This is a genomic window from Enterobacter cloacae complex sp. 2015409, from assembly GCF_041365315.1.
Classification (GTDB): Bacteria; Pseudomonadota; Gammaproteobacteria; order Enterobacterales; family Enterobacteriaceae; genus Enterobacter; species Enterobacter pseudoroggenkampii.
Map to the genome: position 1 here is coordinate 2,386,235 of NZ_JBFTVM010000001.1, position 25,377 is coordinate 2,411,611.

General features: G+C 54.3%; 20 protein-coding genes and 7 tRNA genes. 22 read left to right on the forward strand and 5 right to left on the reverse strand.

Annotated elements, in window-relative coordinates:
* Positions 1 to 23: 23 nt before the first annotated feature.
* The 3 genes from chiP to nagE all read right to left on the reverse strand — a co-directional run bounded on the left by chiP (position 24) and on the right by nagE (position 5,726).
* Entirely contained in the window at positions 24 to 1,421 is a 1,398-nt protein-coding gene (chiP, locus tag ACDO57_RS11670) for a chitoporin (RefSeq protein ID WP_032649540.1), read from the reverse strand.
* A gap of 446 nt (positions 1,422 to 1,867) precedes the next feature.
* A complete protein-coding gene (gene glnS / locus ACDO57_RS11675; RefSeq protein WP_370883995.1) occupies positions 1,868 to 3,535 on the reverse strand; it encodes a glutamine--tRNA ligase in 1,668 nt (555 codons plus the stop codon).
* Positions 3,536 to 3,704: 169 nt separating this feature from the next.
* On the reverse strand, positions 3,705 to 5,726 hold the full coding sequence (gene nagE / locus ACDO57_RS11680) for an N-acetylglucosamine-specific PTS transporter subunit IIBC (RefSeq protein WP_024907027.1): 2,022 nt from the start codon (positions 5,724 to 5,726) through the stop codon (positions 3,705 to 3,707).
* A 329-nt stretch (positions 5,727 to 6,055) separates the two neighbouring features.
* On the opposite strand from nagE, the gene nagB reads away from it, so the two are divergent.
* The 12 genes from nagB to ACDO57_RS11740 all read left to right on the forward strand — a co-directional run bounded on the left by nagB (position 6,056) and on the right by ACDO57_RS11740 (position 12,925).
* Positions 6,056 to 6,856, forward strand: coding sequence for a glucosamine-6-phosphate deaminase (gene nagB, locus ACDO57_RS11685; protein ID WP_023310765.1), 801 nt, complete (start codon positions 6,056 to 6,058; stop codon positions 6,854 to 6,856).
* 55 nt (positions 6,857 to 6,911) lie between these two features.
* Complete coding sequence (nagA, locus tag ACDO57_RS11690; RefSeq protein WP_061715752.1) at positions 6,912 to 8,060, forward strand: N-acetylglucosamine-6-phosphate deacetylase; 1,149 nt, start codon at positions 6,912 to 6,914, stop codon at positions 8,058 to 8,060.
* Between the two features lie 8 nt (positions 8,061 to 8,068).
* Complete coding sequence (locus ACDO57_RS11695; RefSeq protein WP_024907025.1) at positions 8,069 to 9,289, forward strand: N-acetylglucosamine repressor; 1,221 nt, start codon at positions 8,069 to 8,071, stop codon at positions 9,287 to 9,289.
* A gap of 45 nt (positions 9,290 to 9,334) precedes the next feature.
* Entirely contained in the window at positions 9,335 to 10,087 is a 753-nt protein-coding gene (nagD, locus tag ACDO57_RS11700) for a ribonucleotide monophosphatase NagD (protein WP_023310763.1), read from the forward strand.
* Positions 10,088 to 10,336: 249 nt separating this feature from the next.
* A complete protein-coding gene (gene asnB, locus ACDO57_RS11705) occupies positions 10,337 to 12,001 on the forward strand; it encodes an asparagine synthase B (RefSeq protein ID WP_010428626.1) in 1,665 nt (554 codons plus the stop codon).
* Positions 12,002 to 12,227: 226 nt separating this feature from the next.
* Positions 12,228 to 12,304: transfer RNA gene (locus tag ACDO57_RS11710), tRNA-Met, on the forward strand.
* Between the two features lie 8 nt (positions 12,305 to 12,312).
* Positions 12,313 to 12,397 (forward strand) — tRNA-Leu (locus ACDO57_RS11715).
* 23 nt (positions 12,398 to 12,420) lie between these two features.
* Positions 12,421 to 12,495: transfer RNA gene (locus ACDO57_RS11720), tRNA-Gln, on the forward strand.
* Positions 12,496 to 12,527: 32 nt separating this feature from the next.
* Positions 12,528 to 12,602, forward strand: a tRNA-Gln gene (locus ACDO57_RS11725).
* Between the two features lie 17 nt (positions 12,603 to 12,619).
* Positions 12,620 to 12,696: transfer RNA gene (locus ACDO57_RS11730), tRNA-Met, on the forward strand.
* A gap of 42 nt (positions 12,697 to 12,738) precedes the next feature.
* Positions 12,739 to 12,813: transfer RNA gene (locus ACDO57_RS11735), tRNA-Gln, on the forward strand.
* Positions 12,814 to 12,850: 37 nt separating this feature from the next.
* Positions 12,851 to 12,925 (forward strand) — tRNA-Gln (locus ACDO57_RS11740).
* 105 nt (positions 12,926 to 13,030) lie between these two features.
* Here the strand turns inward: ACDO57_RS11740 and ubiF are convergent.
* Positions 13,031 to 14,206: a 3-demethoxyubiquinol 3-hydroxylase gene (gene ubiF, locus ACDO57_RS11745; protein ID WP_370883996.1), complete on the reverse strand. Its 1,176-nt coding sequence runs from the start codon at positions 14,204 to 14,206 to the stop codon at positions 13,031 to 13,033.
* Positions 14,207 to 14,341: 135 nt separating this feature from the next.
* Between ubiF and miaB the strand changes: the two genes are divergently transcribed.
* The 10 genes from miaB to rihA all read left to right on the forward strand — a co-directional run bounded on the left by miaB (position 14,342) and on the right by rihA (position 24,568).
* Entirely contained in the window at positions 14,342 to 15,766 is a 1,425-nt protein-coding gene (gene miaB / locus ACDO57_RS11750) for a tRNA (N6-isopentenyl adenosine(37)-C2)-methylthiotransferase MiaB (RefSeq protein ID WP_024907023.1), read from the forward strand.
* A gap of 163 nt (positions 15,767 to 15,929) precedes the next feature.
* Complete coding sequence (locus ACDO57_RS11755; protein WP_023310759.1) at positions 15,930 to 16,976, forward strand: PhoH family protein; 1,047 nt, start codon at positions 15,930 to 15,932, stop codon at positions 16,974 to 16,976.
* Positions 16,973 to 17,440: an rRNA maturation RNase YbeY gene (gene ybeY, locus ACDO57_RS11760; protein WP_008501052.1), complete on the forward strand. Its 468-nt coding sequence runs from the start codon at positions 16,973 to 16,975 to the stop codon at positions 17,438 to 17,440. The genes ACDO57_RS11755 and ybeY overlap by 4 nt, the downstream gene beginning before the upstream one ends.
* A gap of 89 nt (positions 17,441 to 17,529) precedes the next feature.
* Positions 17,530 to 18,408, forward strand: a complete 879-nt coding sequence (corC, locus tag ACDO57_RS11765; protein WP_021242574.1) for a CNNM family magnesium/cobalt transport protein CorC — start codon at positions 17,530 to 17,532, stop codon at positions 18,406 to 18,408.
* 5 nt (positions 18,409 to 18,413) lie between these two features.
* Entirely contained in the window at positions 18,414 to 19,952 is a 1,539-nt protein-coding gene (gene lnt, locus ACDO57_RS11770) for an apolipoprotein N-acyltransferase (protein ID WP_090417799.1), read from the forward strand.
* A gap of 353 nt (positions 19,953 to 20,305) precedes the next feature.
* Complete coding sequence (locus ACDO57_RS11775) at positions 20,306 to 21,211, forward strand: amino acid ABC transporter substrate-binding protein (protein ID WP_008501049.1); 906 nt, start codon at positions 20,306 to 20,308, stop codon at positions 21,209 to 21,211.
* Positions 21,212 to 21,366: 155 nt separating this feature from the next.
* On the forward strand, positions 21,367 to 22,107 hold the full coding sequence (gene gltJ, locus ACDO57_RS11780; protein ID WP_008501048.1) for a glutamate/aspartate ABC transporter permease GltJ: 741 nt from the start codon (positions 21,367 to 21,369) through the stop codon (positions 22,105 to 22,107).
* Positions 22,107 to 22,781, forward strand: coding sequence for a glutamate/aspartate ABC transporter permease GltK (gene gltK / locus ACDO57_RS11785; RefSeq protein WP_032649550.1), 675 nt, complete (start codon positions 22,107 to 22,109; stop codon positions 22,779 to 22,781). The genes gltJ and gltK overlap by 1 nt, the downstream gene beginning before the upstream one ends.
* Entirely contained in the window at positions 22,781 to 23,506 is a 726-nt protein-coding gene (locus tag ACDO57_RS11790; RefSeq protein WP_010428605.1) for an amino acid ABC transporter ATP-binding protein, read from the forward strand. The genes gltK and ACDO57_RS11790 overlap by 1 nt, the downstream gene beginning before the upstream one ends.
* Positions 23,507 to 23,626: 120 nt before the next feature.
* Positions 23,627 to 24,568: a pyrimidine-specific ribonucleoside hydrolase RihA gene (rihA, locus tag ACDO57_RS11795; RefSeq protein WP_061715756.1), complete on the forward strand. Its 942-nt coding sequence runs from the start codon at positions 23,627 to 23,629 to the stop codon at positions 24,566 to 24,568.
* Between the two features lie 146 nt (positions 24,569 to 24,714).
* Here the strand turns inward: rihA and ACDO57_RS11800 are convergent, their stop codons facing one another.
* A complete protein-coding gene (locus tag ACDO57_RS11800) occupies positions 24,715 to 25,197 on the reverse strand; it encodes a zinc ribbon-containing protein (RefSeq protein WP_370884129.1) in 483 nt (160 codons plus the stop codon).
* Positions 25,198 to 25,377: the final 180 nt, after the last annotated feature.

A 25,377-nucleotide genomic window follows, 5' to 3' on the forward strand; every position in this document is an offset into this window, starting at 1 on the left:
GACTCAGCCCGCCGGTGCGTTTATCAGAAGATGGTGAATGGGGCGATAACCATGAATTTCACGTCACGTTCATCCTGGAAAATGTTGCCGTAACCGCCCGCATAGCTCGGGATATCGGAGTGATTGTCATACTGGGTGAAGTGCAGTTTGAACATCGTGCCTTTCGCGCGGCCATCCTGCAGGGTATAGATTGCATCCAGGCTGTAGGAAGACTCTTTCAGGCGATAGTTGGGATCGTAGTATGCGTCCGGTGTTGCCATATCGGCAGGTTTTGCGTCCCAGGCGTAAGCGTAAGAAGCGCCCACCGCCCAGCCAGGCAGGTTCCAGTTTTTCAGGTCGTACATTGCACCGAAGAAGACCGCTTTCTCGCCGTCGGCGTTGAAGTCTGAGCGGTTATCCCACCAGATATCAAGACGGCCGTTGGAGGAGGCGTAGGTCGGAGTCATACGCTGCAGGAAGTAGCCCTGCTGCCCTTCCGCCTTCACCCATGTGCCTTCCAGACGCAAATCAACCTGACCAACCTTGTAGCCGAAGGTGAGTGCCTGCAGCCACGCGGTGCCGTCATAAATGTCATTGACCCCACCGTTACTGACTTTATCGCGCGTACCGTAGAACTGGTAGCTGGTACTCAGCGGGCTACCCGCGACATCAAACTTATAGCTGGCCTTGGCAAAGTACTGATCGATATAGCCTTGTGCCTGACCAAATGCCGCTTCAAGCACCAGATCGTTTTTGAAGTCGTATTTCGCGCCCAGCGAGTGCAGGTAATCGACTTTGGTTTTTTTATCGTTCTGGTAGAACTTGTCCATCTCGATGTGCCAAGGCGCTTTGTACTCGTTGGTCCACATATAGGAGAAGCTCAACGCACCCGCATCACCGTAGTCAAAATTAGCCCCCGCTTCCGCACCCTGATAGGTACCCGGCATAAAGCTCCAGTGTGGCGCTAACAGAGTCTGGCCAGTTGGCTGAATATAACCGCCGCGCGCCCATACCGGACCGTATTTAAATTTCGCCGCGGCTTTGTAAAGGCTTATACCGCTCTTATCCCCGGACCAGTCTTCATCATAGGCTTTGTTGCTGGAGGAGAAGGCGATTTCGTTCGGGTGGCCGCTGTCACCGTTTTCCGCCATTTCAATCGCGGTGAACGCAGCAATATCCAGACCGAACATATCCGCGGCATAGCCTGACTGGAAGTCCAGGTTGGCGTTCCAGGTGGAGTGAGAAAGGTTGGTTTTGTATTTATCTTCAGTGACGTCTTTACGGTCACGCTCACGCTGCCAGTAATAAATACCGCCCGTGAGGGTAGAATCTTCGATGAAACCCGCTGCTTTTGCCTCTGGCGCAATCACCAGGCCCGACATTGCTGTCACACCGGCAATAGCCAGCGCCAGCGCACTACGTTTGCCACTGAACGTACGCATAGATTATTCCTCTTTGACGAATTAAAACGCCTGAAACGGCGTAAATAAAAAAGACCAAATGGTCAGGGGTAGTTTTAAATACCCTCGAATTAACTACCGTCTTTAGGTTATTTTTCGCGACGCGAATTATCAATGCTTTTTAGCGGACAAAAGTCAGGATTATGACGAAGTGCACATAATTGGTAGTGCTTTGTAACATTTACGGGAAGGCGAGGAATGACGGGGAATTATCAGGTATTTCAGTGGGTAGACGTGGAATCTTTTTCCATTTATGTAACATTTTTGATTTTCGCAATGGCACAAACTTTTTTTTAAAAAATAAGTAGCACCTCATTGACCTGATATTTTCATGACGCCTCTTTAAGCCCTGGCTTAATACTCTGATCGTTAAATAAAAAAACGCCGCACAGTGCGGCGTTTGTCTCTCATTGACCAGAGCAGCAATATTATTCGCCGATCTTCGTCCAGGTATCACGCAGACCTACAGTACGGTTAAATACTGGTTTTTCCGCGGTGCTGTAACGGCTGTCCAGGCAGAAGTAACCTTCACGTTCGAACTGGAACGCTTTGCCCGCTTCAGCGGCTTTCAGAGAAGGCTCCGCATAACCCTGCTTGATCACCAGCGATTCCGGGTTGATGGTCGCCAGGAAGTCTTCCGCCGCCCCCGGGTTAGGAACGCTGAACAGACGATCGTACAGACGAATTTCTACCGGCAGCGCGTGGGATGCGCTCACCCAGTGGATAACGCCCTTCACTTTACGGCCGTCAGCAGGATCTTTGCTCAGCGTTTCAGCGTCATAAGAACAGAAGATGGTGGTGATATTCCCTTCCGCATCTTTTTCTACGCGCTCGGCTTTGATGACGTAAGCATTACGCAGACGCACTTCTTTACCCAGCACCAGACGCTTGTACTGCTTGTTGGCTTCTTCGCGGAAGTCAGCGCGGTCAATCCAGATCTCGCCGCTGAACGGCACGTCACGGATTCCCATTTCCGGTTTGTTCGGATGGTTAGGCATGGAGACCAGCTCGCTTTCACCCTGCGGATAGTTTTCGATGACCAGTTTCACCGGGTCGATAACCGCCATCGCGCGCGGGGCGTTTTCGTTGAGATCTTCACGAATGCAGGATTCCAGGGAAGCCATCTCAATGGTGTTATCCTGCTTGGTCACGCCGATACGTTTGCAGAACTCACGAATAGACGCGGCAGTGTAACCACGACGACGCAGACCAGAAATGGTAGGCATACGCGGGTCATCCCAGCCCTCAACGTGCTTGTCGGTCACCAGCAGGTTCAGCTTACGCTTGGACATCACGGTGTATTCCAGATTCAGACGAGAGAACTCGTACTGGCGCGGATGCACAGGAATGTTGATGTTATCCAGCACCCAGTCGTACAGACGACGGTTGTCCTGGAACTCCAGCGTACACAGGGAGTGCGTAATACCTTCCAGCGCATCGCTGATGCAGTGGGTAAAGTCGTACATCGGGTAGATGCACCACTTGTTACCGGTCTGGTGGTGTTCTGCGAACTTGATACGGTACAGCACCGGATCGCGCATCACGATGAACGGAGACGCCATATCGATTTTGGCACGCAGGCACGCTTTGCCTTCTTCGAAGCCGCCGGCACGCATTTTTTCAAACAGCGCCAGGTTCTCTTCCACGCTGCGATCGCGGAACGGGCTGTTTTTGCCCGGCGCGGTCAGCGTACCGCGGTATTCGCGGATTTCGTCAGCAGACAGTTCGTCGACATACGCCAGACCTTTATTGATCAGTTCTACCGCATAGGCGTACAGCTGATCGAAATAGTCAGAGGAGTAGCAGATATCGCCAGACCAGTTGAAGCCCAGCCACTGCACGTCGTTCTTAATGGACTCAACGTATTCGATGTCTTCTTTTACTGGGTTGGTGTCATCGAAACGCAGGTTGCACTGGCCCTGGTAGTCCTGGGCAATGCCAAAGTTCAGGCAGATAGATTTTGCATGCCCGATGTGCAGGTAGCCGTTCGGCTCCGGCGGGAAACGGGTATGGATTGTGGTGTGCTTACCACTGGCCAGATCTTCATCGATGATCTGACGAATAAAGTTACTCGGGCGGGCTTCTGCCTCACTCATCGTGGATTCCTCAAAGCGTAAACAACGTATAACGGCGTATGATCTTATAAGCCGGACGTAGTGACAACCCTTAAAACGTCTCTGAAGAAAATAATGGGGGCATTTGCTGCAAAAAAAAGCGGCGGAGGATATCCCCCGCCGCTTAAGGCATGACTCTACTCAGGAGCGATTACTTGCCTTTAATCTCATATAGCGGTGTTTGACCCGCAACAACCTGACCTTTCGCCTGGATGACCAGACCGCTGAAGTCGTCAATGTTGCTGCAAACCACCGGGCTTATCATGGAGCGCGCGTTGGCGTTCAGGAAGTCCAGATCCATTTCCAGAATCGGCTGCCCTGCCACCACTTCAGCGCCCTCTTCCACCAGGCGAGTAAAGCCCTGACCGTTCAGCGCAACGGTATCGATACCCATATGGACAACGATCTCCGCACCATTTTCGGTTTCGAGGCAGAACGCGTGGTTGGTGTTGAAGATTTTCACGATGGTACCGGCCGCCGGAGACACAACGGTTTTTTCCGTTGGTTTCACCGCCACACCGTCACCGACCGCTTTGCTGGCGAAGGCTTCGTCAGGCACTTGCTCAATCGCAACGACTTCACCGGTTACCGGTGAAACCAGCGCGGCTACCGTTTTGGCGTTAGGTACTGCCTGCGGTTTTGCAGCCGCTGGCGCGGCGGCAGGTGCGGCAGAAGCTTCTGCTGCGGCTACCGGACCGGTGGTTTTCATGGCGTTAGCAATTTTCTCTGCCACGAAGCCAACGATAATCTGCACGCTGGTTTTGTTCAGGCGGATAACACCGGAAGCACCCAGACGTTTGGCCAGCGCTTCGTTCACCAGGGAAGAATCTTTCACGTTCAGACGCAGACGGGTGATACAGGCGTCGATACCGGTCAGGTTGTCAGAACCGCCAACAGCGGCGATGTACTGACGCGCCAGACCTGAAACGTCCTGATCCTGAGCACCGCTCACGTTCACATCCTGACCATCCGCTTCGCTACCGGCCACGGCCAGTTCGCGACCCGGGGTCATCAGGTTGAATTTGGTGATAGTGAAACGGAACACCATGTAGTAGATCGCGAAGAACACCAGACCTTGTGGAATCAGCATCCACCAGTGGGTTGCCAGCGGGTTACGGGAAGAAAGCACCATATCCACCAGACCCGCACTGAAGCCGAAACCGGCAATCCAGTGCATGCTGGCAGCGATAAACACGGAGATACCGGTCAGCACAGCGTGGATCACATACAGAACTGGCGCCACGAACATGAAGGAGAACTCCAGCGGCTCGGTGATACCGGTGAAGAAGGCCGCGAACGCCCCCGCCATCATGATACCCAGCACTTTCGCTTTGTTCTCTGGACGCGCGCAGTGGTAGATAGCCAGCGCAGCTCCCGGCAGACCAAACATCATGATCGGGAAGAAGCCAGCCTGGTAACGACCGGTGATACCGACAACCGCTTTACCTGCTTCGATGGACTGTGCGCCACCCAGGAAGTTAGGAATATCGTTAATACCGGCAACATCGAACCAGAATACAGAGTTCAGCGCGTGGTGCAGACCGACCGGGATCAGCAGACGGTTAAAGAACGCGTACACGCCCGCACCGACAGAACCCAGTTTCTGGATGTGCTCACCGAAGTTCACCAGACCGTCGAAGATCATCGGCCAGACGTACATCATGATGAACGCAACAACGATCATCACAAACGAGGTCAGGATGGGGACCAGACGGCGGCCGCTAAAGAAGGAGAGCGCTTTTGGCAGCTCTACGCTGCTGAAGCGGTTATACAGTTCAGCGGAGATGATACCCACAAGGATACCGACAAACTGGTTACTGATCTTACCAAATGCCGCCGGAACCTGGTCCGCCGGGATTTTTTGGATCATGGCCACCGCTGCCGGTGAGCAGAGAGTGGTTAACACAAGGAAACCGACAAAACCGGTCAGCGCAGCGGCGCCGTCTTTGTCTTTGGACATACCATAAGCCACACCAATAGCAAACAACACGGACATGTTGTCGATAATGGCAGAGCCCGACTTGATAAAGAACGCCGCCAGCGCGCTGGTATTACCCCAGCCGTTGGGGTCGATCCAGTAGCCGACACCCATCAGGATGGCTGCGGCAGGCAGCGTGGCGACCGGCACCATCAGTGCGCGACCAACCTTTTGTAAATAACCTAGAATACTCACTTTCTTCCCCCTATGAGACCCCGTTTAAGGCATGTTCTCAGCTCTGTTTTTTTATTGTGTCACGAACTATAGATACAGTTGATGATTCACTGGCATTGTGAGTGTGTGAAAAATTAATTCGTATCGCAAATTAAACGCGTACTTTTTGTGATTTTTGTCACCAAATATCGTTATTCACCCTCCCTTATACTGGCTAACAGCGAAAACTTATTTTATCATTCAAAAAATCAAGACGGATTGATCCGGCCTGAAAGTTTCCAGGTTACGCTTAAGTATCAGGTTCCGATAGCCATCCGCCCACTCTTCTACTTTAACTCTCGAGGTGAACAATGAGACTGATTCCCCTGGCAACTGCTGAACAAGTTGGTAAATGGGCCGCTCGCCATATCGTAAACCGCATTAACGCATTCAAGCCGACTGCCGATCGTCCTTTCGTTCTTGGACTTCCAACAGGCGGCACGCCGCTGACAGCCTATAAGGCGCTGGTTGAGATGCATAAAGCAGGCCAGGTTAGCTTCAAACATGTTGTCACCTTCAATATGGATGAATACGTTGGCTTACCGAAAGACCACCCGGAAAGCTACCATAGCTTTATGCACCGCAATTTCTTTGATCACGTTGATATTCCATCTGAAAATATTAACCTGCTGAATGGAAACGCGCCGGATATTGACGCAGAATGCCGTCAGTATGAAGAAAAAATCCGTTCTTACGGTAAGATCCACCTGTTCATGGGTGGTGTAGGTAATGATGGTCATATCGCGTTTAACGAACCAGCGTCATCTCTGGCTTCCCGCACCCGTATTAAAACGCTGACCCATGACACGCGCGTGGCAAACTCCCGCTTCTTTGACGGCGATGTTAACCAGGTTCCAAAATACGCCCTGACCGTAGGCGTAGGCACCCTGCTGGATGCCGAAGAAGTGATGATTCTGGTGCTGGGCGGCGTGAAAGCGCAGGCGCTCCAGGCTGCCGTTGAAGGCAACGTTAACCATATGTGGACCATCAGCTGCCTGCAGCTGCATCCGAAATCCGTCATCGTCTGTGACGAACCGTCCACGATGGAGCTGAAGGTAAAAACGCTGAAATACTTCAACGAGTTAGAAGCCGAGAATATTAAAGGTCTGTAATTGAATAACCGCCTCTTCATCAGGAGGCGGCCGCTTTTTTTAACCGGGGGTCGTTATGTACGCTTTAACCCACGGTCGGATTTATACCGGCCATGAAATTCTGGATGACCATGCGATTGTTATCGCTGATGGCCTGATTGAACGTGTTTGCCCGCTGGCAGAACTGCCGCCGGAGATTGAACAGCGCTCACTCAATGGAGCAGTAATCTCCCCCGGTTTCATCGACGTTCAGCTCAACGGCTGCGGCGGTGTGCAATTCAATGATACCGCCGAAGCGGTAACGGTCGAAACGCTGGAGATCATGCAGAAAGCCAATGAGAAATCGGGCTGCACCAGCTATCTGCCAACGCTCATCACCAGCAGTGATGACCTCATGAAGCAGGGTATCCGTGTGATGCGTGAATATCTTGCCAAACATCCTAATCAGGCGCTGGGTCTGCACCTTGAAGGGCCATGGCTGAACATGGTCAAGAAAGGAACGCATAACCCGAATTACGTGCGTAAGCCTGATGCGGAGCTGGTTGACTACATGTGTGCCAACGCCGATGTGATCACCAAAGTGACGCTGGCACCTGAAATGACGGGTACGGATGTCATCAGCAAACTTGCTGCCGCCGGGATTATCGTTTCAGCCGGTCACTCAAACGCGACGCTGAAAGAAGCGAAAGCCGGTTTCCGCGCGGGCATTACCTTCGCGACGCACCTTTACAACGCCATGCCGTATATCACAGGCCGTGAACCGGGTCTGGTCGGGGCGATTCTGGATGAGCCAGACGTCTACTGCGGTATTATTGCTGACGGCTTACACGTTGATTACACCAACATTCGCAATGCTAAGCGGCTGAAAGGTGACAAGCTTTGTCTGGTGACGGATGCCACTGCACCGGCAGGTGCAAATATTGAGCAGTTCATTTTTGCCGGTAAAACAATATACTACCGCAATGGACTGTGTGTTGATGAAAACGGTACGCTGAGTGGTTCCTCTTTGACCATGATTGAAGGGGTGCGTAACCTGGTTGAGCATTGCGGGATTGCGCTTGAGGAAGTCCTGCGTATGGCAACCCTTTATCCGGCTCGCGCAATGGGCGTGGATAAACAGCTCGGCGGAATTGCACCAGGTATGGTTGCAAACCTGACGGCATTCACACACGATTATAAAATTATTAAGACCATCGTTAATGGTAACGAGGTCGTCACTGAGTAAGTAAAAGTATGACACCTGGCGGACAAGCTCAAATCGGTAATGTCGATCTCGTTAAACAACTTAACAGTGCGGCGGTATATCGCCTGATTGACCAACACGGCCCCATCTCGCGAATTCAGATAGCCGAACAAAGCCAGCTTGCACCCGCCAGCGTGACAAAAATTACCCGCCAGCTTATTGAGCGCGGTCTGATCAAAGAAGTCGATCAGCAGGCCTCCACCGGAGGCCGTCGCGCCATCTCCATTATTACTGAAACCCGTAATTTTCAGGCAATTGGCGTCCGTCTGGGCCGTCATGACACCACGCTCACGCTATACGATCTGAGCAGTAAAGCCATCGCGGAAGAGCACTACCCTCTTCCGGAGCGCACCCAGGAGACGCTGGAGCATGCGCTGCTGAATACCATCGCGCAGTTTATTGAAAGCTGTCAGCGCAAGATCCGCGAACTCATCGCTATCTCCGTAATTCTGCCCGGCCTGGTCGACCCGGAAAGCGGCGTGATCCGCTATATGCCGCACATTCCGGTTGAAAACTGGGGGCTGGTCGATGCGCTGGAAAAGCGTTTTAAAGTGACCTGCTTTGTGGGCCACGATATTCGCTCGCTGGCGCTGGCGGAGCACTACTTTGGTGCGAGTCAGGACTGTGAAGACTCTATTCTGGTGCGCGTTCACCGCGGAACGGGCGCGGGCATAATCTCTAACGGCCGTATTTTTATTGGTCGCAACGGTAACGTCGGTGAGATTGGCCACATTCAGGTTGAGCCCCTTGGGGAGCGCTGCCACTGCGGCAATTTCGGCTGTCTTGAAACCATCGCCGCCAACACGGCCATCGAGCAGCGCGTCCGCCATCTGCTTGAACAGGGTTACCAAAGCCGCGTCACGCTGGACGACTGCAAAATAGGCACCATCTGCAAAGCCGCTAATAAAGGCGACGCGCTGGCCTGTGAAGTAATCGAGCAGGTGGGGCGCCATCTGGGGAAAACTATCGCCATCGCCATTAACCTGTTTAACCCACAAAAAGTGGTGATCGCCGGTGAAATTGTGGAAGCGGAAAAGGTGCTGCTCCCCGCGATTGAAGGCTGTATTAACACCCAGGCGCTGAAAGCATTCCGCCAGAATCTTCCGGTGGTTCGTTCAAAGCTTGACCATCGCTCGGCGATTGGCGCGTTCGCGCTGGTCAAACGCGCCATGCTCAACGGAATTCTGCTGCAGCATTTGCTGGAAAGTTGATCGGACCTTATAGTAACGCCTTCTTTTTTTAATGTCGGACTGTCCATGACCATTAAGAATGTAATTTGTGATATCGACGGCGTGCTGATGCACGACAACGTTGCCGTGCCGGGTGCTGCGGAGTTTCTTCACCGCATCATCGACAAAGGAATGCCTCTGGTTCTTCTCACGAACTACCCTTCTCAGACCGGTCAGGATCTGGCAAACCGTTTTGCCACGGCAGGTGTCGACGTCCCGGACAGCGTGTTTTATACCTCGGCGATGGCCACGGCGGATTTTCTGAAGCGTCAGGAAGGGAAAAAAGCCTACGTGGTGGGTGAAGGTGCGCTGATCCATGAGCTATACAAAGCGGGCTTTACCATCACCGACGTCAACCCGGACTTTGTAATTGTTGGCGAAACGCGATCCTTTAACTGGGAGATGATGCATAAAGCTGCATACTTTGTCGCCAGCGGTGCGCGCTTTATCGCTACCAATCCGGATACCCACGGCCGCGGTTTTTATCCGGCCTGCGGCGCGCTGTGTGCCGGTATCGAAAAAATCTCTGGTCGTCAGCCGTTCGTTGTCGGGAAACCGAGCCCGTGGATCATTCGTGCCGCACTGAACAAAATGCAGGCCCACTCTGAAGAAACCGTTATTGTCGGCGACAACCTGCGCACCGATATTCTGGCCGGTTTCCAGGCGGGTCTGGAGACGATTCTGGTCCTCTCTGGCGTCTCTCAGCTTGATGACATTGATTCGATGCCGTTCCGGCCAAGCTGGATTTACCCCTCCGTCGACGAAATCGACATTATCTGATTCCGAACCACGCCTCAGGGCGTGGTTTTTTATTTTCTCGCCTGTAAAACACAATCGCATCTAACGGAAAAGCACTTTCATTGCATAATCATCAATAAAAGTGCTCACGACATACGCATTTTTCACAGATCGGCAACCGCCATTGCACTATTTCCGTTTTCACCCGTAAAACGCTTGCGCGCCCTGCCCCTTTGCGGCATTTTCATAAGCAAGCAACATTACAAAGCAACAGGGTTAACGGAGAAGGTTATGTGTTCAATTTTTGGCGTACTGGATATTAAAACTGACGCAGGCGAACTGCGTAAAAAGGCACTCGAACTGTCCCGCCTGATGCGCCATCGCGGACCGGACTGGTCAGGCGTTTACGCCAGTGACAAAGCGATTCTGGCTCACGAACGTCTGTCTATTGTTGACGTCAACGCCGGTGCACAGCCGCTGTATAACGAGAAAAAAACGCACGCGCTGGCTGTCAACGGTGAGATCTACAACCACCAGGCGCTGCGCGCCGAATACGGCGACCGCTACGCGTTCCAGACCGGTTCTGACTGTGAAGTGATCCTGGCGCTGTATCAGGAGAAAGGGCCTGAGTTCCTGGACGACCTGCAGGGTATGTTCGCCTTCGCGCTGTACGACAGCGAAAAAGACGCTTACCTGATTGGCCGCGACCATATCGGCATTATCCCGCTGTACATGGGCCACGATGAGCATGGCAACTTCTACGTTGCTTCTGAAATGAAAGCCCTGGTACCGGTCTGCCGCACCATCAAAGAGTTCCCGGCAGGCAGCTACCTGTGGAGCAAAGACGGCGAGATCCGTCAATATTATCAGCGTGACTGGTTCGACTACGACGCGGTAAAAGACAACGTCACGGACAAAGCCGAGCTACGTCAGGCGCTGGAAGATTCCGTGAAAAGCCACCTGATGTCCGACGTGCCTTACGGCGTGCTGCTCTCCGGCGGTCTGGACTCCTCCGTGATCTCCGCGATCACCAAGAAATTCGCGGCCCGTCGCGTGGAAGATCAGGAGCGCTCAGAAGCCTGGTGGCCACAGCTGCACTCCTTTGCCGTGGGCCTGGAAGGCGCACCTGACCTGAAAGCCGCGCAGGAAGTGGCAAACCACCTCGGCACCGTGCACCATGAAATTCACTTCACCGTGCAGGAAGGTCTGGATGCGATCCGCGATGTGATCTATCACATTGAAACCTATGACGTGACCACCATCCGCGCCTCGACCCCGATGTACCTGATGTCACGTAAGATCAAAGCGATGGGCATCAAGATGGTGCTCTCCGGTGAAGGTTCTGACGAAGTGTTTGGCGGCTACCTGTACTTCCACAAAGCGCCGAATGCCAAAGAGCTGCACGAAGAGACCGTGCGTAAACTGCAGGCGCTGCACATGTTCGACTGTGCGCGTGCCAACAAAGCGATGTCCGCCTGGGGCGTGGAAGCGCGCGTGCCGTTCCTGGATAAGAAATTCCTCGACGTGGCGATGCGCATCAACCCGCAGGACAAGATGTGCGGCAACGGCAAAATGGAAAAACATATCCTGCGTGAATGTTTTGAATCCTACCTGCCGGCGAGCGTGGCGTGGCGTCAGAAAGAGCAGTTCTCTGATGGCGTAGGTTATAGCTGGATCGACACCCTGAAAGAGGTCGCGGCGAAACAGGTTTCTGACCAACAGCTGGAAACCGCAAGCTTCCGCTTCCCGTACAACACGCCGGGTTCGAAAGAAGCATATCTCTACCGTGAAATTTTTGAAGAATTGTTCCCGGTACCGAGCGCTGCGGAGTGTGTGCCGGGTGGCCCGTCCGTCGCCTGCTCGTCTGCCAAAGCGATCGAATGGGATGAATCGTTCAAATCCATGAACGATCCGTCAGGACGTGCGGTAGGCGTTCACCAGTCAGCCTACAAATAATCGCGTATTTCATCATCAGGCCCTGCGGGGCCTGATTTTTTTTGCCCCGCTTTTGCACAGCTAAAAACGATTAATAACCAATAATTGCCGAATATTCGGTCACGCTGTTCGCAACCTAACCAAACAGTCACATTCCGGCTATTTTCGTTGAAAAAGGTGTTGACGCTGCAAGGGTCTATACGCATAATGCGCCCCGCAACGCCGATAAGGTAACGCGAAAAAAGATGGCTACGTAGCTCAGTTGGTTAGAGCACATCACTCATAATGATGGGGTCACAGGTTCGAATCCCGTCGTAGCCACCATCTTTTTTGCGGGAGTGGCGAAATTGGTAGACGCACCAGATTTAGGTTCTGGCGCCGCAAGGTGTGCGAGTTCAAGTCTCGCCTCCCGCACCATTCCCGGGTAAGCGTTGCACGGATGGGGTATCGCCAAGCGGTAAGGCACCGGTTTTTGATACCGGCATTCCCTGGTTCGAATCCAGGTACCCCAGCCATATTTCTTCGATTTTGCGGTTCTCCGCGGTATTGGGGTATCGCCAAGCGGTAAGGCACCGGTTTTTGATACCGGCATTCCCTGGTTCGAATCCAGGTACCCCAGCCATCGAAGATTGCAGTACTGGCTACGTAGCTCAGTTGGTTAGAGCACATCACTCATAATGATGGGGTCACAGGTTCGAATCCCGTCGTAGCCACCAAATTTAGATTATCGATGTTGTTCGGTAATGAAAAAAAATTGTTGGGGTATCGCCAAGCGGTAAGGCACCGGATTCTGATTCCGGCATTCCGAGGTTCGAATCCTCGTACCCCAGCCAATTTAAAAAAGTCGTTAAGCAGTTTGTTTAACGCAATTGGGGTGTCGCCAAGCGGTAAGGCTCTGGTTTCTGATACCAGCATTCCGGGGTTCGAATCCCTGCACCCCAGCCACTTAGTAACAAAAAAGCCCGCTCTGCGGGCTTTTTTGTTTTTGTATAGAATTGTGCGGCCTGATGCCCTCACCCTGGCCCTCTCCCACGGGGAGAGGGAAAAAGTTTAGAGTCCGAGGGCGTACTTCAGGGCCTGACGCTTCAGACCACCGGCGCGTTCCGCTGCCATCAGGCCAATATTACGCAGAATGCGCACCGGGGCTAAGTCATTGCTGAACCCGGCATAGAAAAGATCCATCCCCGACTGCATGATGAAATTGTCCGCCATGCGCCGCGTCTGGTAACGCTTTAGCACCTGATGGCTGGCCCAGTTTTCCGCGTGTCCGCGGGCGCTGCCCAGCACATCCAGTAACGCATCGACATCTCGATACCCCAGGTTCACGCCCTGCCCGGCCAGCGGATGAATGGTATGTGCCGCATCGCCCACCAGCGCCAGCCCTTCACGGGCATACTGCAAAGCGTGACGGCGCGTGAGCGGGAACGCCCCGGCGGCGACGGGCGTAACGTTGCCCAAGCGGCTCGGGAAGTGCAGGTGGATTTCCCGCTGCAATTGTTCCATTGAAAGCCCCTGCAGCTGGCGAATACGCGCCGGTTTGTCGTACCACACCAGCGACGCCCAATTATCAAACAGCGGTAAAAAGGCGTGCGGGCCGTTCGGCGTAAAGTGCTGCCAGGTGCTCTCTCCCGGCGCATTCTCGCACTCGACGGTAATCAGCATGCAGGACTGCTCATACTGCCAGGCATGAACCCCGATACCCGCCATCTGTCTGACCTGCGAGTTAGCGCCGTCCGCCCCAACGACCAGCTTCACGGCAAGTTCATCGCCGCTGTCGAGCGTCAGTAGATAGCCGCTCTCGTGAGGATGCAGTGCCTTAATCGAGGCCGGAAAACGCAGCGTCACCTTCGGATGTGTCTCCAGCGCCTGCCAGAGCGCCAGCTGGAGCACGTTGTTTTCCACCATATAACCCAGGCGCGGCAGCTTCAGCTCAGCGGCATCAAACGCAACGTGGGCATTTTCCCACTCCCAGGTTTCAAGACGGCTGTAAGGATGCGCGCGCATTGCCAGCACCGCCTCCCAGACGCCCAGCCCGCGCAGCAGATCGACGGAAGCCGCGCTGATCGCGGAAATGCGCACATCCGGTTTGCTGGCGGGATCGAAGGCCGGCGGTGCAGCCTGTTCAATTACCGTTACCTCAAATCCCTGCTGCGCCAGCCCCAGCGCCAGCGCGCCGCCGACCATACCGCCGCCGACAACGGCAACTTCGGTGTGTAGGAGTGTCATGGTCAATTTTCCTTATTGGAGAATCCCTTAAGTTTACCGGATTTTTGCGGTCCTGAGACACATAACCTTCATACTGGTCACAACCCCACCAAAGCATTACAATACGCGGCTTGCAATCCTGAGCTGAGCAAGTCGATGACTAAAAAACTCCATATAAAAACCTGGGGCTGTCAGATGAACGAATACGATTCATCCAAGATGGCCGATCTGCTGGATTCAACCCACGGATACCAGCTGACAGAAAATGTGAAAGAAGCGGACGTGCTGCTGCTGAACACCTGTTCGATTCGTGAAAAAGCGCAGGAAAAAGTCTTTCACGTGTTAGGCCGCTGGAAGCTTCTCAAGCGAAAAAATCCGGACCTGATCATCGGCGTGGGTGGCTGCGTTGCGTCGCAGGAAGGCAAGCTGATCCGCCAGAGAGCCCCGTATGTGGATATTGTCTTTGGTCCTCAGACTCTGCATCGCCTGCCCGAGATGATCAATCAGGTTCGCGGCAACCGCAGCCCGGTCGTTGACGTTAGCTTCCCGGAAATCGAAAAGTTTGACCGTCTGCCTGAGCCGCGCGCCGATGGCCCAACCGCCTTCGTCTCCATCATGGAAGGCTGCAACAAATACTGTACTTACTGCGTGGTACCGTACACCCGTGGTGAAGAGGTCAGCCGCCCGGCAGATGACATTCTGTTTGAAATCGCACAGCTTGCCGCGCAGGGCGTTCGCGAAGTGAACCTGCTGGGCCAGAACGTTAACGCCTGGCGCGGGGAAAACTACGACGGCACCACCGGCAGCTTTGCCGAACTGCTGCGTCTGGTGGCCGCGATTGACGGTATCGACCGCATTCGCTTTACCACCAGCCATCCGATGGAATTTACCGACGACATTATTGACGTCTATCGCGATACGCCAGAGCTGGTGAGCTTCCTGCACCTGCCGATTCAGTGCGGCTCTGACCGCGTGCTGAACCTGATGGGCCGCCCGCATACGGTGCTGGAGTACAAGTCCACCATCCGCAAGCTGCGTGAAGCGCGTCCGGATATCCAGATTAGCTCCGACTTTATCGTCGGCTTCCCTGGCGAAACCGCTGATGACTTCGAGCGCACCATGAAGCTCATCGGTGAAGTGAATTTTGACGTCAGCTACAGCTTCATCTTCTCTGCACGTCCTGGAACACCTGCGGCCGATATGGTTGACGATGTTCCGGAAGAAGAGAAGAAACAGCGTCTTTATATTCTGCAGGAGCGTATCCTTCAGCAGGCCAACGCCTGGAGCCGCCGCATGCTCGGCACCGTTCAGCGCATTCTGGTGGAAGGCACCTCACGCAAGAGCATTATGGAACTGTCCGGTCGTACCGAGAACAACCGCGTGGTGAACTTTGAAGGCACCCCGGATATGATCGGTAAATTCGTAGACGTCGAGATTGTCGAAGTGCTGACCAACTCGCTGCGCGCGAAGGTAGTCCGCACCGAGGACGAAATGGGCCTGCGCATTGCCGAGTCACCGGAATCCGTGATCTCGCGTACCCGTAAAGAAAACGATTCTGGCGTTGGGATTTACCAGCCTTAATCCTCATGGCCTGCCCTTCCGGCAGGCCTTGTATTTCCTCTCATCGCCCCCAATATCTTCCGCAACGCTTGCGCCTTTATTCTGTGGCGTGAATAATTTCGGTAATGACCGTTTTATTACGTCCTGTCGCAACGGACCGGTTAACCAATTAAAGAGGAACAGTTTGAACATAGATACGCGTGAAATTAGCCTTGAGCCAGCAGACAACGCTCGCCTGCTGAGCCTGTGCGGGCCGTTTGATGACAATATCAAACAACTGGAGCGACGTCTGGGTATCGAAATCAATCGTCGCGATAATCATTTCAAACTTACCGGACGCCCTATCTGCGTCAACGCCGCTGCGGATATTCTGCGTAGCCTGTATGTTGATACCGCCCCAATGCGCGGCGAAACGCAGGATATCGAACCGGAACAGATCCACCTCGCGATTAAAGAGGCGCGCGTGCTTGAGCAGAGCGCGGAGAGCGTCCCGGACTACGGCAAGGCCATTAACATCAAGACCAAACGTGGCGTCATTAAGCCGCGTACGCCAAACCAGGCGCAGTACATCGCCAATATCCTCGACCACGACATCACCTTCGGGGTGGGTCCGGCGGGGACGGGTAAAACCTATCTCGCCGTTGCCGCGGCGGTCGATGCGCTGGAGCGTCAGGAAATCCGCCGTATCCTGCTGACCCGCCCTGCCGTTGAAGCCGGTGAAAAACTGGGCTTCCTGCCAGGCGATCTGAGCCAGAAGGTCGACCCGTATCTGCGTCCTTTATACGATGCGCTGTTCGAAATGCTGGGCTTTGAGAAGGTCGAGAAGCTCATTGAACGTAACGTTATCGAAGTTGCCCCGCTCGCCTACATGCGCGGCCGTACGCTGAATGATGCGTTCATCATTCTCGATGAGAGCCAGAACACCACCATTGAACAGATGAAGATGTTCCTGACGCGTATTGGCTTTAACTCGAAAGCGGTGATTACCGGCGACGTCACTCAGATTGACCTGCCGCGCAGCACCAAATCCGGTCTGCGCCACGCCATTGAGGTGCTGGCCGAGGTCGACGAAATCAGCTTCAACTTCTTCCACAGTGAAGACGTGGTACGCCACCCGGTGGTCGCGCGTATCGTTAATGCCTATGAAGCCTGGGAAGAGGCGGATCAGAAGCGTAAGGCCGAACTGGCCGCAGAACGTAAGCGCGAAGCGCAGGAGCAAGAACAGAAATGAGTCAGGTGATCCTCGATTTACAGCTGGCCTGTGAAGACAATTCCGGCATGCCAGATGAGGCACAGTTTCAGAAATGGCTGGATGCCGTTATTCCTCAGTTTCAGGAAGAATCAGAAGTTACGATTCGCCTGGTGGATGAAGCGGAAAGCCATGAGCTTAACCTGACCTATCGCGGGAAAGATAAGCCGACCAACGTGCTCTCTTTCCCGTTCGAAGCGCCGCCGGGCATCGAGATGCCGCTGCTGGGCGATCTGATCATCTGCCGTCAGGTGGTTGAGCAGGAAGCCAAAGAGCAGCAAAAGCCGCTTGAGGCCCACTGGGCGCATATGGTGGTACACGGCAGCCTGCATCTGCTCGGCTACGATCATATTGAAGACGACGAAGCGGAAGAGATGGAGTCCCTCGAGACAGAGATAATGCTTGCTCTGGGCTATGAGGATCCGTACATTGCCGAGAAAGAATAGTCCGTCACCTGACGGACTCCCCTGCCGCCACGAAAGGACATCGCGTGGCGGTAAACGTTGAACTAACAAGAGAACCCTTAACAAACGCCATGAGCGACGACAATTCACACAGTAGCGACACGACAACCAGTAAAAAGGGATTTTTCTCCCTCATTCTGAACCAGCTTTTCCACGGCGAACCGAAAAACCGTGATGAACTGCTGGAGCTGATTCGTGATTCCGGGCAGAACGACCTTATCGACGAAGATACGCGCGAAATGCTCGAAGGGGTTATGGACATCGCCGACCAGCGCGTTCGCGATATCATGATCCCCCGCTCGCAGATGATCACCCTGAAACGTAACCAGACGCTGGACGAGTGCCTCGATGTGATCATCGAATCCGCCCACTCGCGTTTCCCGGTCATCAGCGAAGACAAAGATCACATCGAAGGGATTTTGATGGCGAAAGATCTGCTGCCGTTTATGCGCAGCGATGCCGAAGCCTTCAGCATGGAAAAAGTGTTACGCCAGGCTGTGGTTGTGCCGGAAAGTAAACGTGTGGATCGGATGCTGAAAGAGTTTCGCTCTCAGCGTTACCACATGGCGATTGTTATTGATGAATTTGGTGGCGTTTCCGGTCTGGTCACAATCGAGGATATCCTTGAGCTGATCGTGGGCGAAATCGAAGACGAGTACGACGAAGAAGAGGATATCGACTTCCGTCAGCTTAGCCGCCACACCTGGACCGTGCGCGCGCTGGCCTCCATCGAAGACTTCAACGACGCCTTCGGAACCCACTTCAGCGATGAAGAGGTCGATACCATTGGCGGGCTGGTGATGCAGGCCTTTGGCCACCTCCCGGCGCGTGGAGAGACCGTTGACATCGACGGTTACCAGTTCAAAGTAGCCATGGCCGACAGCCGACGTATTATACAGGTTCACGTCAGAACGCCGGACGACTCACCGGTGCCAAAACTGGAAGATTAATGTAAATGGCATTTGCCCCATTGCTTGAACGCCAGCGCGTCCGTTTGCTGCTGGCGCTGTTACTCGGAGCCAGCGGTACGCTGGCTTTTTCTCCTTACGATATCTGGCCCGCGGCCGTTCTCTCCCTGATGGGGCTTCAGGGTCTGACCCTGAACCGTCGTCCGGTACAGGCTGCCGCTATCGGCTACTTCTGGGGGCTGGGGCTGTTTGGCTCAGGCATCAACTGGGTTTATGTCAGCATCGCCCAGTTTGGCGGTATGCCTGGCCCGGTAAACGTCTTCCTGGTGGTACTGCTCGCCGCCTATCTCTCGCTCTATACCGGTCTGTTCGCCGGCATCCTTTCTCGCCTGTGGCCCAAAACCAACTGGCTGCGCGTCGCCATTGCCGCGCCGGTGGTCTGGCAGGTAACCGAGTTCCTGCGCGGCTGGGTGCTGACCGGCTTCCCGTGGCTGCAGTTCGGCTACAGCCAGATTGACGGCCCGCTGAAAGGCCTGGCACCGGTAATGGGTGTTGAAGCTATCAACTTCCTGCTGATGGTCGTGAGCGGCCTGCTGGTATTAGCGCTGGTCACGCGCGGCTGGAAACCGCTGGCTGTGGCGCTGGTGCTGTTTGCCCTGCCCTTCCCGCTGCGCTATATCCAGTGGTTCACGCCTGAGCCCGATCGCGCCATGCGGGTTTCCATGGTGCAGGGGAATATCCCGCAGTCCATGAAGTGGGACGAAAAAGAGCTGCTGAATACGCTGAAGATCTACGCCAACGCCACCGAAGAGGTGATGGGTAAATCGCAGCTGATTATCTGGCCGGAGTCTGCCATTCCCGATCTGGAGATCAACCAGCAGCCGTTCCTCAACATGATGAACGATCTGCTGCTGGCCCGCGGCAGCACGCTTATCACCGGGATTGTCGATGCGCGTCTGAATCAGCAGAACCGCTACGACACCTACAACACCATCATTACGCTCGGCAAAGACAGCGAATACAGCTACCACTCCACTGACCGGTACAACAAGAACCACCTGGTGCCATTTGGTGAATTTGTGCCGCTGGAATCGATTCTGCGCCCGCTGGCCCCGTTCTTTGATTTGCCGATGTCCTCCTTCAGCCGCGGACCGTACGTTCAGCCTCAGCTGCACGCGCACGGCGCTGCCCTGACGCCGGCTATCTGCTACGAAATCATTCTCGGCGAGCAGGTGCGCGATAACTTCCGCCCGGATACTGACTATCTGCTGACCATCTCCAACGATGCCTGGTTTGGTAAGTCAATTGGCCCGTGGCAGCACTTCCAGATGGCACGTATGCGCTCCCTGGAGCTGGCGCGTCCGTTACTGCGCAGCACCAACAACGGCATCACCGCCGTGATTGGTCCTCAGGGTGAAATTCAGGCGATGATCCCGCAGTTTACCCGTGAGGTACTGACCGCTAACGTCACGCCAACCACGGGACTGACGCCATACGCCCGTACCGGCAACTGGTCGCTGTGGATACTGACCGTGCTGTTCGGCTTTGGCGCAGTGCTGATGAGCCTGCGTCAGCGTCGTAAATAACCTTCCCTTCTGTTGCCGGGTGGCGCTGACGCTTACCCGGTAAATCCTCCCAAACTCCCATTCTGGCACGCCTATTGCTTTGTTTATTCAGGCAAACGCAGTTTGGCTTAACGTGCAACTTTGTCGCACCAGCGTAGATCATCGGTAGCACCGAAACGGTGCAACGGGAGATATTTGCCTCTGAATGGTGCGGCGCGCTTCGCAAAAATAAACAATAACGCAGCAAAATCTTTACATTAAGCCAGACTAAATGTTAACAAGCTTGCATAACACTGCACTCGCATTGCGCGAGATATAACAACATCACAATGGGTATCAATGCGTCTCTGGCGCTGATAAAAAAGGAGTTGGGTATGCAATTACGTAAACTGGCCACAGCAATGCTGGTTATGGGAATGTCTGCTGGCGTGGTTCACGCTGAAGATGCGCCTGCAGCAGGCAGCACTCTCGACAAGATTGCCAAAAACGGCGTCATCGTGGTCGGCCACCGTGAATCATCTGTCCCGTTCTCATACTACGACAACACGCAAAAAGTCGTGGGTTATTCACAGGATTACTCCAACGCTATCGTTGAAGCCGTGAAGAAAAAGCTGAACAAACCTGACCTGCAGGTGAAGCTGATCCCTATCACTTCACAAAACCGTATTCCACTGTTGCAAAACGGCACCTTTGACTTCGAGTGTGGCTCCACCACCAACAACCTCGAGCGTCAGAAGCAGGCTGCCTTCTCTGACACCATCTTTGTTGTAGGCACCCGCCTGCTGACGAAGAAAGGCGGTGAGATTAAAGACTTCGCTGACCTGAAAGGCAAAGCGGTTGTTGTCACCTCCGGTACCACGTCAGAAGTGCTGCTGCACAAGCTGAACGACGAGAAAAAAATGGATATGCGCATCATCAGCGCGAAAGACCATGGCGACTCCTTCCGTACCCTGGAAAGCGGTCGTGCCGTCGCGTTTATGATGGATGACGCCCTGCTGGCGGGTGAACGTGCGAAAGCGAAAAAACCAGACAACTGGGATATCGTCGGCACCGCGCAGTCGAAAGAAGCCTACGGCTGTATGCTGCGTAAAGACGATCCGCAGTTCAAAAAGCTGATCGATGACACCATCGCTCAGGTGCAGACCTCCGGCGAAGCGGAAAAATGGTTCGACAAATGGTTCAAGAACCCGATTCCACCTAAAAACCTGAACATGAATTTTGAACTGTCTGACGACATGAAAGCGCTGTTCAAATCTCCAAATGACAAGGCTCTTAACTAATTAGAACAACAGGGGCGGGATCTCTTGCCCTCTCGATTGTCGGGAAGCATGGACAGACTATACGTTGAGTGGTCGTTCCCCACTCAGCGCGAAAAATGAGCTTCTCACCAATCTTCGAGGGTAGCGCTGCTACCCTTTTTTTTCTGGAGTTTATTATGTCAATCGACTGGAACTGGGGCATATTTCTGCAACAAGCCCCGTTCGGCAACACCACCTATCTTGGCTGGCTGTGGAGCGGCTTTCAGGTCACCGTGGCATTATCGATAACGGCGTGGATCATCGCGTTTCTTGTCGGTTCTTTGTTCGGTATTCTGCGCACCGTCCCTAACCGTTTTCTTTCAACACTCGGCACCCTGTATGTGGAACTGTTCCGTAACGTTCCGCTGATCGTGCAATTCTTTACCTGGTATCTGGTTATCCCGGAACTACTGCCGGAAAATATTGGCATGTGGTTCAAGTCGGAACTGGATCCGAACGTACAGTTCTTTGTCTCCTCCATGATGTGTCTGGGGCTGTTTACCGCTGCGCGCGTTTGCGAGCAGGTGCGTGCCGCCATTCAGTCATTACCCCGTGGACAAAAAAATGCGGGTCTGGCGATGGGATTAACCCTGCCACAAACCTACCGCTACGTGCTGCTGCCTAACGCCTACCGCGTCATCGTTCCGCCGATGACCTCCGAGATGATGAACCTGGTGAAAAACTCGGCCATCGCCTCGACCATCGGCCTGGTCGATATGGCTGCGCAGGCGGGCAAGCTGCTGGATTACTCCGCTCACGCGTGGGAATCCTTCACCGCGATCACGCTCGCCTATGTTCTGATAAACGCTTTCATCATGCTGGTGATGAACCTGGTTGAACGCAAAATTCGCCTGCCGGGCAACATGGGGGGCAAATAATGTACGAATTTGACTGGAGTTCTATCGTTCCATCCATGCCTTACCTGCTTGATGGCCTGATGATTACCTTAAAAATCACCGTTATTGCCATCATCGTCGGTATCGTCTGGGGCACTCTGCTGGCCGTTATGCGACTGTCGAGCTTTAAGCCGCTCGCCTGGTTCGCGACCGCCTACGTTAACGTATTCCGCTCCATCCCACTGGTGATGGTGCTGCTGTGGTTTTACCTGATTGTGCCCGGCTTCCTGCAGAACGTGCTGGGGCTGTCGCCGAAAACCGATATCCGTCTGATCTCGGCGATGGTAGCGTTCTCGATGTTTGAAGCCGCTTACTATTCAGAGATTATCCGAGCGGGCATTCAGAGTATCTCCCGCGGACAGTCCAGCGCCGCGCTGGCGCTGGGGATGACGCACTGGCAGTCCATGCAGCTCATTATTCTGCCGCAGGCGTTTCGCGCCATGGTTCCACTCCTGCTGACCCAGGGTATCGTGCTGTTCCAGGATACCTCGCTGGTCTACGTTCTGAGCCTGGCAGACTTCTTCCGTACCGCGTCAACCATCGGTGAGCGTGATGGTACGCAGGTTGAGATGGTGCTCTTCGCGGGTGCGGTCTATTTTGTGATTAGTTTAAGCGCGTCGCTGTTGGTCAGCTGGCTGAAGAAAAGGACGGTATAATGATTTCCCTGAAAAATGTTTCTAAATGGTATGGGCACTTTCAGGTGCTGACCGACTGCTCCACCGAAGTGAAAAAAGGCGACGTGGTGGTAGTGTGCGGGCCGTCAGGTTCCGGTAAATCGACGCTGATCAAAACCGTCAACGGACTGGAGCCAGTGCAGCAGGGTGAGATCGTCGTCAACGGTACTAAAGTCAACGACAAGAAAACCAACCTCGCCCAGCTTCGCTCTCACGTTGGCATGGTATTCCAGCATTTTGAGCTGTTCCCTCACCTCTCTATTATTGAGAACCTGACGCTGGCGCAGGTTAAAGTGCTTAAGCGTGATAAAAAAGCGTCGCGCGAGAAAGGTCTGAAGCTCCTGGAACGCGTTGGGCTTTCTGCGCATGCCGATAAGTTCCCGGCGCAGCTTTCTGGCGGCCAACAGCAGCGTGTGGCGATCGCCCGCGCGCTGTGCATGGATCCGGTGGCGATGCTGTTTGATGAGCCCACGTCGGCGCTCGATCCGGAGATGATCAACGAAGTGCTGGACGTGATGGTCGAACTGGCACACGAAGGGATGACCATGATGGTGGTGACCCACGAAATGGGCTTCGCCCGTAAGGTGGCCAACCGCGTGATCTTTATGGACGAAGGGAAAATTGTCGAAGACTCACCGAAAGAAGAGTTCTTCGCCAACCCGAAATCCGACCGCGCCAAAGACTTCCTCGCCAAAATCCTGCACTAATCTTCCCGGTGCGCAATCTGCGGATTGCGCACTGCTTCACGCTTTAGATCTCTTTATCTATTCGGCGTCACATTGCAGCGTTAACCTTGTCACAAAATAACGCTACGTATGGAGAACGCTATGGCACAGCCTATTATTCTCGATTGCGATCCGGGTCATGATGACGCGATCGCGCTCGTCCTTGCACTTGCCTCCCCTGAACTCGACGTCAAAGCCGTCACCTCTTCTGCCGGAAACCAGACGCCGGATAAAACGCTGCGTAACGTTTTGCGTATGCTGACGTTGCTCAAGCGTACCGATATTCCCGTCGCTGGCGGAGCCCTCAAGCCCCTGATGCGTGAATTAATTATCGCGGATAACGTGCATGGTGAAAGCGGGCTGGACGGTCCGGCGCTGCCGGAGCCGGGCTTCGCGCCGCAAAACTGCACCGCCGTGGAGCTGATGGCGAAGGTGCTGCACGAGAGCATGGAACCCGTGACGCTGGTGGCTACCGGGCCGCAAACCAACGTCGCGCTGCTGCTGAACAGCCACCCTGAACTGCACAGCAAAATAGCCCGTATCGTCATCATGGGCGGGGCCATGGGGCTGGGTAACTGGACGCCTGCGGCGGAGTTCAACATCTTTGTCGACCCGGAAGCCGCTGAGATTGTCTTCCAGTCAGGCTTACCGATTGTAATGGCGGGACTGGACGTTACCCATCGCGCGCAGATTATGGCGGACGATATTGAGCGCTTCCGTTCCGTTGGTAATCCGGTCGCGAAAACCGTGGCCGAGCTGCTCGACTTCTTTATGGAGTATCACAAAGCCGAGAAGTGGGGCTTCCACGGCGCGCCCCTGCACGACCCGTGCACCATTGCCTGGCTGTTAAAGCCTGAGATATTCACCACGGTTGACCGCTGGGTTGGCGTGGAAACGCAGGGAAAATACACCCAGGGAATGACGGTGGTGGATTATTACTCGCTGACAGGGAATAAGCCGAATACTACCGTGATGGTGGACATTGACCGGGAGGCGTTTGTGGATTTGCTGGCGGAGAGACTGGACTACTATAGTGCAGCCTGATGCCCTCACCCCTACCCTCTCCCACGGGGAGAGGGAGCAAACACTAAAAACGGCAACGGGGTTGCCGTTTTGCTTTTACCTTTTGCGGCCTGATGCCCTCACCCCGGCCCTCTCCCACAGGGAGAGGGAGCAAACCTGCGCTTTACCTAGGGCTCAAACGGACGACGCTGGAACTGATCGTGGCCGCATTTCGGGCACAGCGACAGAACCTCCGGCGTATACACCGCAATATGGTGGTGGCAATTCTCGCACACCAGATTTCCGAGCCCGACCACCTCACCGCTGTGGTACACACCATGGTGGTTCAAATCCTGAAAGACCTCGCGCCACTCCAGCTGCGTTTTATCCGTAATATCGGCCAGCTCCTGCCACAGGCTCTCTTTGATCACCCGCATGAAAACGCTGTCCGTGAGCTCCTCCTGGCTCTCCTGGTAGCTGCGCGCGAACTCTTCCAGATCGCGACGCACGGCGCGCGTCACCTCTTCCACTTCGGTTCGCGTTAACTCACCCGTTTGCGACACGCGGGCACGCGCCTGCTCCACCAGCGCATCGATATCGCGCTCGCCGTTACGCAGTCGTTCCGTCAGTGTCGCCACCAGTTCGCGGTAAAATTGAGCAACCTTGTTCATCATTTTGCCTCCCGGGTAAGTAACTATTTCTAATAATAGACCTTATTTCATCGCCGCTTTGTCAGGTGAAGCACAGACCCGGTAAATTCCTGCAAAGCGCATTTGTGCGAAAGGCTGTTTTGACGCGGGCGTTTGGGCTATGCTATGCGGATCTGAATGACCACATCCATTGGCTACATT